13 protein-coding genes are annotated in these 14,115 nt (G+C 58.4%); 8 read left to right on the forward strand and 5 right to left on the reverse strand.

The features are described from left to right. Positions 1-226: 226 nt before the first annotated feature. Positions 227-1,483, forward strand: a complete 1,257-nt coding sequence (gene icd, locus NAV32_RS14595; RefSeq protein WP_256053525.1) for an NADP-dependent isocitrate dehydrogenase — start codon at positions 227-229, stop codon at positions 1,481-1,483. A 53-nt stretch (positions 1,484-1,536) separates the two neighbouring features. On the opposite strand, the gene cspD is transcribed toward icd, so the two are convergent. Further along, a complete protein-coding gene (cspD, locus tag NAV32_RS14600) occupies positions 1,537-1,794 on the reverse strand; it encodes a cold shock domain-containing protein CspD (RefSeq protein ID WP_256053526.1) in 258 nt (85 codons plus the stop codon). A 217-nt stretch (positions 1,795-2,011) separates the two neighbouring features. Between cspD and clpS the strand changes: the two genes are divergently transcribed. Together clpS and clpA are read left to right on the forward strand one after the other, a co-directional pair. Continuing rightward, positions 2,012-2,374: an ATP-dependent Clp protease adapter ClpS gene (gene clpS, locus NAV32_RS14605; RefSeq protein ID WP_256053527.1), complete on the forward strand. Its 363-nt coding sequence runs from the start codon at positions 2,012-2,014 to the stop codon at positions 2,372-2,374. A 29-nt stretch (positions 2,375-2,403) separates the two neighbouring features. Further along, positions 2,404-4,671: an ATP-dependent Clp protease ATP-binding subunit ClpA gene (gene clpA / locus NAV32_RS14610; RefSeq protein ID WP_256053528.1), complete on the forward strand. Its 2,268-nt coding sequence runs from the start codon at positions 2,404-2,406 to the stop codon at positions 4,669-4,671. 156 nt (positions 4,672-4,827) lie between these two features. Here clpA and infA read toward each other — a convergent pair whose 3' ends face one another. The 4 genes from infA to trxB all read right to left on the reverse strand — a co-directional run bounded on the left by infA (position 4,828) and on the right by trxB (position 7,632). Beyond that, on the reverse strand, positions 4,828-5,046 hold the full coding sequence (gene infA, locus NAV32_RS14615) for a translation initiation factor IF-1 (RefSeq protein ID WP_002553999.1): 219 nt from the start codon (positions 5,044-5,046) through the stop codon (positions 4,828-4,830). Between the two features lie 149 nt (positions 5,047-5,195). Further along, on the reverse strand, positions 5,196-5,903 hold the full coding sequence (locus NAV32_RS14620) for an arginyltransferase (RefSeq protein WP_256053529.1): 708 nt from the start codon (positions 5,901-5,903) through the stop codon (positions 5,196-5,198). 52 nt (positions 5,904-5,955) lie between these two features. Further along, on the reverse strand, positions 5,956-6,636 hold the full coding sequence (gene aat, locus NAV32_RS14625; RefSeq protein WP_256053530.1) for a leucyl/phenylalanyl-tRNA--protein transferase: 681 nt from the start codon (positions 6,634-6,636) through the stop codon (positions 5,956-5,958). A gap of 48 nt (positions 6,637-6,684) precedes the next feature. Continuing rightward, a complete protein-coding gene (trxB, locus tag NAV32_RS14630; RefSeq protein WP_256053531.1) occupies positions 6,685-7,632 on the reverse strand; it encodes a thioredoxin-disulfide reductase in 948 nt (315 codons plus the stop codon). 213 nt (positions 7,633-7,845) lie between these two features. On the opposite strand from trxB, the gene NAV32_RS14635 reads away from it, so the two are divergent. From NAV32_RS14635 to serS, 5 genes are all read left to right on the forward strand, one after another. Beyond that, on the forward strand, positions 7,846-10,254 hold the full coding sequence (locus NAV32_RS14635; RefSeq protein ID WP_256053532.1) for a DNA translocase FtsK: 2,409 nt from the start codon (positions 7,846-7,848) through the stop codon (positions 10,252-10,254). 16 nt (positions 10,255-10,270) lie between these two features. Then, complete coding sequence (lolA, locus tag NAV32_RS14640) at positions 10,271-10,897, forward strand: outer membrane lipoprotein chaperone LolA (RefSeq protein WP_256053533.1); 627 nt, start codon at positions 10,271-10,273, stop codon at positions 10,895-10,897. Between the two features lie 73 nt (positions 10,898-10,970). Next, positions 10,971-12,296 carry a replication-associated recombination protein A gene (locus NAV32_RS14645; protein ID WP_256053534.1) on the forward strand — a complete coding sequence of 442 codons (1,326 nt, stop codon included), beginning with the start codon at positions 10,971-10,973 and terminating at the stop codon, positions 12,294-12,296. Continuing rightward, entirely contained in the window at positions 12,293-12,667 is a 375-nt protein-coding gene (gene crcB / locus NAV32_RS14650) for a fluoride efflux transporter CrcB (RefSeq protein WP_256053535.1), read from the forward strand. Before NAV32_RS14645 ends, crcB begins: the two co-directional genes overlap by 4 nt. A 69-nt stretch (positions 12,668-12,736) precedes the next feature. Beyond that, positions 12,737-14,017 (forward strand): serine--tRNA ligase, encoded by a 1,281-nt coding sequence (gene serS / locus NAV32_RS14655; RefSeq protein ID WP_256053536.1) that lies wholly within the window; start codon positions 12,737-12,739, stop codon positions 14,015-14,017. Positions 14,018-14,115: the final 98 nt, after the last annotated feature.

The following is a 14,115-nucleotide window of genomic DNA, read 5'->3' on the forward strand; positions in this document are numbered from 1 at the left end:
GGCTCCATACGGCTGCGGTTGGCAGTCGGATGGTTTCAGGAGAGGAGGACTCGTTAGAGACCGGCTGGCTCCTCATGACTCGTTAGTCACCTAAGTAGTATATCACCGCACGTCACTTTCCCAGAATGCCTAGACCATAAGACGATGGCAGAGATGGTTTCGGACGAATCAACTGGGGTACTCTCAAGGATGACCACTGTTTTTAACCACCAAAACGGAGTCCAGCATGGGATACCAAAAGATCCAGGTGCCAGCCAGCGGTGACAAAATCACCGTCAATGCCGACAACACTCTGAATGTCCCGAACAACCCGATCATTCCTTATATAGAGGGTGACGGAATTGGTGTCGATATCAGCCCGGTAATGATCAAGGTCGTCGATGCCGCCGTGGAAAAGGCCTACGGTGGTGAGCGCAAGATTGCCTGGATGGAAATCTACGCCGGTGAAAAGGCAACCCAGATCTATGATCAAGACACCTGGTTGCCGAAAGAAACGCTGGACGTCGTGCGCGACTATGTAGTCTCCATCAAGGGGCCGCTAACCACGCCAGTGGGGGGTGGTATTCGCTCGTTGAACGTGGCGCTGCGCCAGGAGCTGGATCTGTACGTCTGCCAGCGCCCGGTTCGCTGGTTCACTGGTGTGCCCAGCCCGGTGAAGAGGCCTGGCGACGTGGATATGGTGATCTTTCGCGAGAACTCCGAAGACATCTACGCCGGCGTCGAGTGGAAGGCTGGCAGCCCTGAGGCCGAGAAGGTCATCAAGTTTCTCACTGAAGAAATGGGCGTCACGAAGATTCGTTTCACCGAAAACTGCGGCATTGGCATCAAGCCGGTGTCCCTTGAAGGCACCAAGCGTCTGGTGCGCAAGGCGCTGCAATACGCGGTGGACAATGATCGCAGCTCAGTGACCCTTGTGCATAAGGGCAACATCATGAAGTTCACTGAGGGTGCCTTCAAGGAATGGGGGTATGAGGTGGCGCGCGACGAATTCGGCGCGGAACTGCTGGATGGCGGCCCCTGGATGCAGTTCAAGAATCCCGCCAGCGGCAAAACCATTGTCGTCAAGGACGCCATTGCCGATGCCATGCTGCAGCAGATTCTGCTGCGTCCTGAGGAATACGACGTTATCGCCACCCTGAACCTCAATGGCGACTACCTTTCCGACGCGTTGGCAGCCGAGGTTGGCGGTATCGGTATTGCACCGGGTGCCAACCTGTCCGATACGGTGGCCATGTTCGAGGCGACCCACGGTACAGCACCGAAATATGCCGGCCAGGACAAGGTCAATCCGGGATCACTGATTCTCTCGGCCGAGATGATGCTGCGCCACATGGGCTGGGTTGAAGCAGCCGATCTGCTGATCAAGTCAACCGAAGACGCCATCGCCGCCAAGACGGTGACCTATGACTTCGAGCGCCAAATGGAGGGCGCGAAGCTGGTGTCTTGCTCCGGCTTCGGCGACGCCATGATCTCCCACATGTAAAGTGGGTAAGAACAGAAAAGGCCGATCATTGACCGGCCTTTTCTGTTGCTGGATCAGGCTTCTGCAGCCGAATGTTGGGAGATGGGCACAACTGCATCCTCGGTTGCCTGCAATGACCTGATATTGGTCGCATGCAGACCCTTGGGTCCTTGCAGAATATCAAACCTGACCGCCTGCCCAGCCTTGAGAGTCCTATACCCTTCCATCTGAATGGCAGAGTAGTGGGCGAACAGGTCCTCATCGTCGCCGTCTGCTACGATGAAACCATAGCCCTTGGCGTTGTTGAACCACTTGACCTTACCGCTTAGCATGCTCTTATCCCTCTGCAAAGTAGTCCATCACTGGAGTAACATCCATTTCATTCCGCGCGAGTGCAACACTGCATGACACCTTGCGCGCAACCTGTTGCCTTTGTGGCACATACTGTTTGTATCATCGTTTTGCCGATAGTCAAGGCGACTCGTCAGGTGGCTGTGAAGCCCTTCAATTTACCCGGCCATGGTGCCCCGACGTAGACCGTTTATTCGCATGCGTGCATCCCCAATGATTCGTCTAATATTCAATCAGGATCGTCCAGAGAGCGAGGGCGATGATGCGTCCGGGGTGGCGATCGAAGAAGCCAGGCCGCAACTGAAGGCACCACCCATGTTCAAAGTTGTCATGTTCAATGATGACTACACGCCGATGGATTTTGTCGTGGAGGTACTGGAAGGGATTTTCAATCACAACCGGGAGCTTTCCACCAAGATCATGCTGACCGTTCATACTGAAGGGCGGGCCGTTTGTGGTGTTTACACGCGGGATGTCGCTGAAACCAAAGCGATGCAGGTCAATCAATATGCAAGGGAGTGCCAGCATCCGTTGCTTTGTGAGATCGAGAAGGACGGTTAATCCCGATTGCTGGGTAAGAGGTGAAAGCTATGTTGAACCGTGAGCTCGAAGTCACTCTGAATCTGGCCTTCAAGGAGGCTCGCACCAAGCGTCATGAATTCATGACGGTAGAGCATCTCCTGCTAGCGCTTTTGGATAATGAGGCCGCCGCAACCGTTTTGCGCGCCTGCGGAGCCAGTCTCGACAAGCTGCGGCATGATCTGCAGGAATTTATCGACTCCACCACCCCGCTGATTCCCCAGCATGATGAAGAACGTGAAACTCAGCCAACTCTGGGCTTCCAGCGAGTGCTGCAGCGCGCCGTTTTTCATGTGCAGAGCTCCGGCAAGCGCGAGGTGACAGGTGCCAATGTGTTGGTGGCCATCTTCAGCGAGCAGGAAAGCCAAGCCGTATACCTGCTCAAACAGCAGAATGTTGCGCGTATTGATGTCGTCAACTTCATTGCGCATGGCATTTCCAAGGTGCCGGGCAGTGGCAATGCCGAAAGTGATTCGGATATGCAGGATGAGGAGGGTGGGGAAACCGCAGCCTCCGGTAATCCGCTGGACGCCTATGCCAGCAATCTCAACGAACTGGCGCGGCAGGGGCGAATCGATCCGCTGGTCGGGCGCGAACACGAAGTTGAGCGCGTCGCGCAGATACTGGCGCGCCGTCGCAAGAACAATCCATTGCTGGTGGGTGAGGCAGGCGTAGGCAAGACAGCGATCGCCGAAGGCCTGGCCAAGCGTATTGTCGATAACCAGGTGCCTGAGCTGCTGGCCGACAGCGTCGTCTATTCGCTGGATCTGGGCGCTCTGCTAGCAGGCACCAAGTACCGGGGCGATTTCGAGAAGCGCTTCAAGGCGCTGTTGAACGAGCTGCGCAAGCGGCCGCAGGCGGTTCTGTTCATTGACGAAATTCATACCATCATTGGTGCTGGGGCTGCATCGGGCGGAGTGATGGACGCTTCCAATCTGCTCAAGCCCCTGTTGTCCTCGGGTGAGATCCGCTGCATTGGTTCGACGACCTTTCAGGAGTTTCGTGGAATCTTCGAGAAGGACAGGGCGCTGGCGCGGCGCTTCCAGAAAGTCGATGTCAGCGAGCCCTCCGTCGAGGACACCATTGGCATTCTGCGTGGCCTGAAAGGACGTTTCGAGCAGCATCACAGTATCGAGTACAGTGACGAATCGCTGCGGGCCGCGGCCGAGTTGGCGTCGCGCTATATCAACGACCGCCATATGCCCGACAAGGCCATTGACGTGATCGACGAGGCGGGTGCCTTTCAGCGCCTGCAGCCGGAAGAAAAGCGGGCCAAGCGTATTGATGTGGAGCAGGTCGAGGACATTGTGGCCAAGATCGCGCGGATTCCGCCAAAGCATGTCAGCACGTCCGACAAGGAACTGTTGCGCAATCTGGAGCGCGATCTGAAGCTGACAGTCTTTGGTCAGGATGATGCAATCGACTCGCTGTCTACCGCCATCAAGCTTTCGCGTGCCGGGCTGAAAGCGCCGGACAAGCCGGTAGGGTCGTTCCTTTTTGCCGGCCCCACGGGTGTCGGCAAGACCGAGGCCGCCAGGCAGCTGGCGCGTGCGCTGGGTATCGAGCTTGTGCGCTTCGATATGTCCGAGTACATGGAGCGGCATACGGTGTCACGCCTGATTGGTGCACCTCCCGGTTATGTGGGGTTCGATCAGGGCGGCCTGCTGACCGAGGCAATCACCAAGCAGCCACATTGCGTGTTGCTGCTTGACGAGATCGAGAAGGCGCATCCCGAGGTCTTCAATTTGCTGTTGCAGGTCATGGACCATGGCACCTTGACGGACAATAACGGACGCAAGGCAGATTTCCGTAATGTCATTCTCATCATGACCACCAACGCCGGGGCGGAAACGGCGGCCAGGGCGTCGATTGGCTTCACGCATCAGGACCATGCGTCCGACGCGATGGAAGTGATCAAGAAGAGCTTCACGCCCGAATTCCGTAACCGGCTGGATACCATCATCCAGTTCGGTCGCCTGAGCCATGAAGTGATCAAGAGCATTGTCGATAAGTTCCTCATCGAATTGCAGGCGCAGCTTGAGGACAAACACGTCACGCTGGAGGTCTCGGATACGGCTCGCGGCTGGCTGGCCGAAGGGGGCTACGATGTGCAGATGGGGGCTCGGCCAATGGCGCGGCTGATTCAGGACAAGATCAAACGACCCTTGGCCGAAGAGATACTCTTCGGCGAACTGGCCGAGCATGGTGGCGTGGTTCACGTTGATGTTCGTGACGGAGAGCTGGTCTTCGAGTTCGAGACCAGCGTTGAGCTTGCCTGATGGGCGGCTAAATGTGTTGTCCAGCTAATCAGAACGCCCGGCAGCTGCCGGGCGTTTTGTTATCTGTTTTCTATGCGCAGGTCGGGTGCCCGGAAGCGTGGCGGACATATACAAAAAAGCCCGGCTCTGGCCGGGCATTCTTTCTCGCGTCTCGTATCAACGAGCGCGGTAGGTGATGCGACCTTTGCTCAAATCGTACGGCGTCAGCTCTACACGAACCTTGTCACCGGTCAGAATCCGGATGTAGTTCTTGCGCATCTTTCCGGAGATGTGCGCAGTAACGACGTGCCCATTTTCCAACTCCACGCGAAACATGGTGTTGGGCAGGGTGTCGACGACAGTACCTTCCATTTCGAAGCTGTCTTCTTTCGACATTCAGTAAAACCCTCGGTATCCAATGATTGACCCTGCGCAAAAATGCGCGGGTAAAAGCGGCAAGCATTGTGCCTGAAAGGGCTACGAGAGCCAAGGGGTTAGGGGCTGTTCCTGATTCGTACGCAATCTGTGTGCGAATCAGGGAGCCCCTAGCTGAGGCTGATCCAGCGCTGATTGACCAACAGCTCGATGGGACGGTATTCGGTCTTGTAGTTCATCTTGCGGCAATTCTTGATCCAGTAACCCAGATACAGGCCCTTGAGTCCCAGCCGCGCGACCTCACCTGCCTGCCAGAGGATTGCGAAGCGGCCAAGGCTGCGACGTTCTTCGGCTGGGTCGTAGAAGGTATACACCGCCGACAGGCCATTGGGCAGTACGTCGGTTACGGCCAGGGCGAGCAGGCGGCCATCGAGGCGAAACTCGTAGAAGCGGGAGAAAGGCAGGTCGCGCACCAGAAAGGTATGGAATTGGTCACGGCTCGGCGGATACATGTCGCCGTCAGCGTGACGCTGCTCTATATAGTTTGCATACAGGCCGTAGTATTCCTCGGTAAAGGCCGGGCGCACATCAGTGACCGTCAGATCGGCGTTGCGCTTGAGAATGCGCTTCTGCTGCCGGTTGAGTTGCAGCCTTTCGGCTGGAATGCGTGCGGGAATACAGGCGTTGCAGCGTTGGCAATGGGGTCGATAAAGATGATCGCCACTGCGACGAAATCCCATTTCCGACAGCTCGGCATACACCTGTACATCCATCGGCTGGCTGGGATCCAGAAACAGCGTGGTCGCCTGCTCTTCGGGCAGATAACTGCACGCATGAGGCTGTGTGGCGTAGAACTTGAGACGAGCCAGTGAAGTCATGGTCAACTCTCGCAAATCATGAAGTCAGTGTAGGTCAGCCTGGCTTGGTCGACTAGGACTCCCATCGGGTTGTGTCAGGTTCACCAAGATACCTGGCAAGCGCTTCGGCAAAGGTTTTGCGGGATATTGTTCGGGCGCCGAGACTGGCCAGATGCTGAGTTGGCATCTGGCAATCAATCAGTTTGAAGTCTCGCTCTCGCAGATGTTCCACCCACGTGACGAACCCCGCTTTGGAAGCATTGGTGACCCGGCTGAACATGGATTCGCCGAAGAACAGCTGCCCCATGGCCAGGCCGTACAGGCCGCCGACCAAGCGCTCGTCCTGCCACACTTCCACAGAGTGTGCGATACCCATTCGATGCAGTTGCAGGTAGGCGTCCTGCATGGAGGGCGTGATCCAGGTGCCATCGGCGTAGCTGCGCGGTGCGGCGCATCCCTCGATGACTGCCTTGAAAGCCTGGTCGAAGGTTATCTGGAAGACCCCCTGGCGCAGGGTTTTGCGCAGGCTGCGTGAGATATGTAGCTCTTCGGGATACAGCACAGTGCGCGGGTCCGGCGACCACCAGAGCAATGGTTGCCCCTCCTGATACCAGGGAAAGCAGCCATGTCGGTAGGCTGCAAGCAGGCGTTCGGGGGACAGATCACCGCCAGCGGCCAGCAGGCCGTTTGGCTCGCGCATGGCCTTGTCGAGAGGAGGAAACGAGAGGTTGTCGCGCTGCAGCCAGGTCAGCATATCGATAGGCCGAAAAGTCGGCGGTTGCAGACAACCGCCGAAAAGGGATTACTGATCGAGGTATTTTTCAGCGTCCAGTGCGGCCATGCAGCCAGCGCCTGCCGAGGTAATAGCTTGGCGATAGACGTGATCGGCCACATCGCCAGCGGCGAACACACCGGGGATGCTGGTGCAGGTGGCATCGCCCTCGCTGCCACCCTTGATCGTGAGGTAGCCGTCCTTCATTTCCAGCTGTCCCTGGAACAGATCGGTATTGGGCTTGTGGCCAATGGCGATGAAAACGCCGGCCAGGTCAAGCTTCTGCTCATCACCGGAGAGGGTGCTTTTCAGGCGCACGCCGGTGACACCGCTGGCATCGCCCAACACTTCTTCGAGGGTATGGTTCCAGTGCAGGCGGATATTGCCGTTGGTGGCCTTGTCCATGATCTTGTCCTGCAGGATCTTCTCCGAGCGCAGCTTGTCGCGACGATGGATCAGGTGGACTTCCTTGGCGATATTGGACAGGTACAGCGCTTCCTCGACCGCAGTGTTGCCGCCGCCGATCACGGCGACCACCTGGTTGCGATAGAAGAAGCCGTCGCAGGTGGCGCAGGCCGAGACGCCACGTCCGGCGAAGGCATCTTCGGAAGGCAGGCCGAGGTATTGCGCGGAAGCGCCGGTGGCGATGATCAGTGCATCGCAGCTGTAGGTAGCGCTATCGCCCTTGAGAATGAAGGGGCGCTGCTGCAGTTCGGCCGTATGGATATGGTCGAACACCACCTGAGTATCGAAACGCTCGGCGTGCCGTTGCATACGCTCCATCAGTGCGGGGCCGGTAAGACCCTCGACGTCGCCGGGCCAATTGTCCACTTCGGTAGTGGTGGTCAGCTGGCCGCCGGGCTGGATGCCGGTGATCATCAGCGGTTTCAGGTTGGCGCGAGCGGCATATACCGCAGCGGTATAACCAGCCGGGCCAGAGCCGAGAATGATCAGACGTGAATGCTTGACTTCGCTCATAAAGAGCCCTCATAAGCCGTTGTTGCGAAAAGAAAAGCGTGCTTCAGTCGAGCAACGCTGCAAAAACTGGCGTTTATGCTACACCGAAGCATCGGGAAAAACCCAAGCCGGAATGGAACCGGCATGCCATCGAGTCGACAAAGCCGTACAATGCCGAGGTTCTGGCTGATTACGGTTCACAGAGCGCGCCGCTGGCGCAGGAAATAAAGCGTTTTGAAGAATACCTCCTCTATCGCGCCGGCTTCCGTCTGGCGACAGCAGTTACAGTACCGACTCAAAGAAGGTGCCCTGATCGCGGCGGTTGCCGCGTGCCTGTTCTTGCTGATGACGCTGGTCAGCTACAGCAGCAGCGATCCGGCATGGGACAACAGTGTCCAGGTCCATTCTATTGATAACGCCGGCGGCATGATCGGTGCCTGGCTGTCCAGCATTCTGCTGGGAGGCTTGGGTTATTTCGCTTATCTCTTCCCGCTGCTGCTCGGCATTCGTGCCTGGCGAATCTTTCGCAACAGAAATCAGCAATGGCAATGGCAATGGAATGGCTGGCTGTTCGTTTGGCATCTGACGGGGCTGATGTGTCTGATTGCTGCCGGGACAGTACTGGCCGATATCCATTTTGCGGCGCAGGAGGGCATGCAGCAATCCGGTGGCGGCATGCTCGGTGCCGTTCTCGGGCAGTGGACCGAAAGTGTTCTGGGCGTGCAGGGCAGCACGCTCATGTGCATTGCTCTTTTCCTGTTCGGTTTGACCGTGTTCACCGACCTTTCCTGGTTCAAGGTGATGGACCTGACCGGCAAGATCACGCTTGATCTGATCGAGTTGATTCAGAGCTTCTTCAGCCGCTGGTGGCAAAGTCGCGCCGAGCGCAGACAGATGGTCGCTCAGCTGCGCGAAGCCGATGAGGTGGTCAACGAAGTGGCGGGATCGCTGCCAGATCGTCGGGAACGAGCGAAGGTCAAGGAGCGCCTGCTGGAGCGCGAAGGTTCGCTGAGCAAACATATGAGCGAGCGCGAAAAACGCGTGGCGCCGGTGATCACGCCGCCCGCACCGCAGAAGGCGGCGGAACAAAGCAAGCGTGTACTGAAGGAAAAACAGACCAATCTGTTCGTCGATCCTCTGATCGAAGGCAGCCTGCCGCCGATATCCCTGCTGGACGCTGCCGAGAAGCAACAAAAGCAGTATTCACCTGAATCCCTGGAAGCCATGTCGCGGTTGCTGGAGATCAAGCTCAAGGAATTCGGTGTCGAGGTGATCGTCGAGTCCGTACATCCGGGCCCGGTGATTACCCGTTTCGAAATCCAGCCGGCAGCCGGCGTCAAGGTCAGCCGCATTTCCAATCTGGCCAAGGACCTGGCTCGCTCGCTGGCGGTAATCAGCGTTCGGGTGGTCGAAGTGATTCCCGGCAAGACCACCGTAGGCATCGAAATTCCCAATGAGGATCGCCAGATCGTGCGTTTCTCCGAGGTGCTCTCGTCGGCACCTTATGATGATGCAAAGTCGCCAGTGACCATCGCCCTGGGCCACGATATCGGCGGCAAGCCGGTGATCGCGGATCTGGCCAAGATGCCTCATCTGCTGGTCGCAGGCACCACCGGTTCGGGCAAATCGGTGGGTGTCAACGCGATGATCCTGTCGATTCTGTTCAAGTCGCCGCCGGAAGACGCGCGCCTGATCATGATTGACCCGAAGATGCTCGAACTGTCCATCTATGAAGGTATTCCACACCTGCTGTGTCCGGTCGTCACAGACATGAAGGAAGCCGCCAACGCCCTGCGCTGGAGCGTCGCCGAGATGGAGCGGCGCTACAAGCTGATGGCGGCGATGGGTGTGCGCAATCTGGCAGGCTTCAACCGCAAGGTGAAAGAAGCGGAGGAGGCCGGCACACCGCTGACCGACCCGCTGTACCGCCGCGAGAGCATGGAGGACGAAGCACCGCTGCTGAAAAAGCTGCCGACCATCGTCGTCGTAGTGGATGAGTTTGCCGACATGATGATGATCGTCGGCAAAAAGGTCGAAGAGCTGATCGCGCGAATCGCTCAGAAGGCCCGTGCGGCGGGTATTCACCTGATCCTGGCCACTCAGCGGCCTTCGGTGGACGTGATCACCGGCCTGATCAAGGCCAACATTCCGACCCGTATGGCGTTTCAGGTGTCGAGCAAGATCGACTCGCGTACCATTCTCGATCAGGGCGGTGCCGAGCAACTGCTAGGCCACGGCGACATGCTTTATCTGCCGCCGGGTACCGGGCTGCCGATCCGTGTGCATGGTGCCTTCGTGTCTGATGAAGAAGTACACCGTGTGGTCGAGGCCTGGAAGGCGCGTGGCGCACCCGATTACATTGAGGAAATTCTGGTTGGCGTCGAGGATTCCGGTAGCGGCTTCGACGGTGGCGGTGGCGAGGGTGGCAGTGAGGACAGCGAAGAAGATCCGCTGTACGACGAGGCCGTGCGCTTCGTCACCGAAACCCGCCGCGCATCGATTTCCTCCGTGCAGCGTAAACTGAAAATTGGCTACAACCGTGCCGCCCGGATGATCGAGGCGATGGAAATGGCCGGTGTCGTCACTTCCATGAATACCAATGGCTCGCGCGAAGTGCTCGCGCCGCCACCCATGCGCGACTGAGTCGCACCGAGGAACTATGCAATTGATTCGCTTGCTGTTTGCGTCTGCTCTGCTGTTTACGCTGGTGCCGGTTCAGGCCGATCAGACCGCCTCCGTGCAGCGTCTGACCGGCTTGCTGCAAAAAGCCGAAACGCTGACCGGGCGCTTTTCCCAGCTGTCACTCGACGGCACCGGCACCCAGCTACAGGAAACGTCCGGCGAACTGGCTCTAAAACGTCCGGGGCAGTTCCGCTGGCACACCGATGAGCCGATGGAGCAGTTGCTGGTATCCGATGGCAAGAAAGTCTGGCTGTACGACCCGGACCTTGAGCAGGCGACCATCCAGACCCTGGACCAGCGTCTGACCCATACGCCGGCGCTGCTACTTTCCGGCGATGTCTCGTCCATCAGCGAGAACTTCGAGGTGTCCCACAAGGAAGCAGGTGAGGTGATTGATTTCACCCTCAGGCCGAAAGCCAAAGACACTCTGTTCGACAATCTGCGCCTGTCCTTTCGCAGTGGTGTGATCAACGACATGCAGATGATCGATGGCGTCGGCCAGCGCACCAACATCCTGTTTCATGACGTTCGGGTGAACGAGCCGTTGGCCGCCGGGCTGTTCAGTTTCGAGATTCCCGAAGGGACCGACGTCATTTCCGAATGACCCGGCCTGCAGTTAGTCAACCGATACGGCCTGCTTTCCCGCAGGCCGTCTGCATGAGGGTTTTGCAGCCACGATGGACCTGTTCAGTCGCGATCCCGTTGCTCAACCGCTAGCTGCGCGCCTGCGTGCTGCCAGCCTGGACGAGTACGTTGGGCAGGAGCATCTGCTGGCGCGCGGCAAGCCGCTACGCGAGGCGCTGGAGCAGGGCGCGCTGCACTCGATGATCTTCTGGGGTCCGCCAGGAGTAGGCAAGACCACCCTGGCGCGGCTGCTGGCCAAGGTATCCGATGCTCATTTCGAGACGGTTTCGGCAGTGCTGGCCGGTGTCAAGGAAATACGCCAGGCCGTGGAGATCGCCAAACAGCAGGTGGCCCAGTATGGGCGGCGTACTATCCTGTTCGTCGATGAGGTGCATCGCTTCAACAAGTCCCAACAGGACGCCTTCCTGCCTTATGTCGAGGACGGCACGCTGATCTTTATCGGCGCGACCACTGAAAATCCTTCGTTCGAACTCAACAATGCACTGCTCTCGCGGGCGCGCGTCTATGTGCTGAAAAGCCTGGATGAGGCAGCGCTGCGTAAGCTGGTCACCCGCGCGCTGAACGAACCTCGTGGGCTGGGTGATCTGCATCTCACACTGCCCGAAGAGAGTTTTCAGATGCTGCTGGCCGCAGCCGATGGTGATGGCCGACGCCTGCTCAATTTGCTGGAGAACGCTGCGGACCTGGCTGAAGAGGGTGGCGAACTCGCTGTCGAGTTGCTGCAGGACCTGCTAGGCGATGGTCGGCGTCGTTTCGACAAGGGCGGTGAAGCCTTCTACGACCAGATATCGGCACTGCACAAATCCGTTCGTGGTTCCAATCCGGATGCTTCGCTTTACTGGTTCGCGCGGATGCTCGATGGTGGCTGCGATCCGCTGTATATCGCCCGGCGTGTGGTGCGCATGGCGAGCGAGGAGGTGGGCAACGCCGATCCACGTGCGCTGACGCTATGCCTCAATGCGTGGGATGTGCAGGAACGGCTGGGTAGCCCCGAGGGTGAGCTGGCCGTTGCCCAGGCCATCGTCTATCTGGCCTGTGCGCCGAAAAGTAATGCCGTCTACAGCGCCTTCAATGCAGCCAGGCGTGATGTGGCGGAGAATGGCTCGCAGGAAGTGCCGCTGCATCTGCGCAACGCGCCGACGAAGCTGATGAAGGAGCTGGGTTACGGTAACCAGTACCGTTATGCCCACGATGAGCCTGATGCTTATGCCGCCGGCGAGGACTATTTTCCAGAAGCCATGACGCCGCGCCAGTACTATCGCCCCGTACCGCGCGGCCTGGAAAGCAAGATTCGCGACAAGCTCGACCATCTTGCCCGACTCGATCGTGAAAGCCCCATTCAACGGAGAAAGGAATGATCCGTATGATGCTTGCCGTCACCTGTGGCGGTGTGATCGGAACCCTGCTGCGCTTCGCTGTCGCCACCTGGGTCGGTACGCAATGGCCTCGGCATTTCTATCTGGCCACGCTGACGGTGAACCTGCTCGGTTGTCTGCTGATCGGCTATCTATATGCGACATTCCTCACACGTCCCGATATCTCTCCAGAACTGCGCGGAGCTCTGATTATCGGTTTTCTCGGTGCTCTGACGACCTTTTCCAGCTTTTCCCTGGACGCCCTGCGGCTGCTGGAGAGCGGCCAGGCCGCAACGGCTTTCGGTTATATCGGCAGCAGCGTACTGGGCGGGCTGCTGGCAACCTGGGTGGGATTGACGCTTGCCAGGTTATGAACCGCCGCCCGTTCACAGTAAACTTCACTTCTTTGCCCTTTATCCAGGCTTTCACAGACGAGACCCACCATGCTTGATTCAAAACTGGTACGCACACAGCTGCAGGATGTGGCAGATCGCCTGGCTACCCGCGGCTACCAGCTGGACGTGGCGCGTATCGAGGCGCTGGAAGCCCAGCGCAAGACCGTGCAGACCCGCACCGAGCAATTGCAGGCCGAGCGCAACGCACGCTCCAAATCCATTGGCCAAGCCAAGCAGCGCGGTGAGGACATCGCGCCGCTGCTGGCCGATGTCGATCGCATGGCTTCCGAGCTGGACGCCGGCAAGCAGGAACTTGAGGGCATTCAGGCAGAGCTGGATCAACTGATGCTGAATTTGCCGAACCTGCCGCATGAATCGGTGCCGGTGGGCAAGGATGAGGACGAGAACGTCGAAGTGCGTCGCTGGGGCACGCCGAAGACCTTTGATTTCCCGGTGCAGGATCATGTGGCACTGGGTGAACAGCATGGCTGGCTGGATTTCGAGACGGCTGCCAAGCTCTCCGGGGCGCGTTTCGCCCTGATGCGCGGGCCGATTGCCCGCCTGCATCGTGCGCTGGCGCAGTTCATGATTGACCTGCACACCCGCGAACACGGCTACGAAGAGGCTTACACGCCGTATCTGGTCCAGGCGCCGGCCCTGCAGGGCACCGGCCAGTTGCCCAAGTTCGAGGAAGACCTGTTCAAGATCAGCCGCGAAGGTGAGGCCGATTTCTACCTGATCCCCACTGCCGAAGTTTCCCTGACCAATATCGTCGCCGGTGAAATTCTCGATGCCAAACAACTGCCGCTGAAATTCGTGGCACACACACCGTGTTTTCGCAGCGAGGCCGGTGCATCCGGTCGCGATACCCGCGGCATGATTCGTCAGCATCAATTCGACAAGGTCGAAATGGTGCAGATCGTTGAGCCAAACCAGTCGTTCGAGGCGCTGGAAAGCCTGACGGCCAATGCCGAGAAAGTGCTGCAACTGCTGGAGCTGCCGTATCGACTACTGGCGCTGTGTACCGGCGACATGGGCTTCAGTGCAACCAAGACCTACGACCTGGAAGTCTGGGTGCCGAGTCAGGAGAAATACCGCGAGATTTCTTCCTGCTCCAACTGCGGTGACTTCCAGGCGCGTCGCATGCAGGCGCGTTACCGCAACCCCGAAACCGGCAAGCCGGAACTGGTGCATACTCTCAACGGCTCCGGCCTGGCGGTGGGGCGTACCCTGGTGGCGGTGCTGGAGAACTACCAGCAAGCCGATGGAAGCGTTCGAGTGCCTGAAGTCCTCAAGCCCTATATGGGCGGTATCGAAGTCATCGGTTAAGGCCAGCTGCAAGAGTGATGGGAAGCGGATGTCATACTCGACGTTGCGGCAAAAGGCCCATCCTTGATTTTCGACAGGGGCAGGCCGACGCTGATCGG

Origin of the sequence: Stutzerimonas stutzeri, assembly GCF_024448695.1 — a bacterium.
GTDB lineage: Bacteria > Pseudomonadota > Gammaproteobacteria > Pseudomonadales > Pseudomonadaceae > Stutzerimonas > Stutzerimonas stutzeri_T.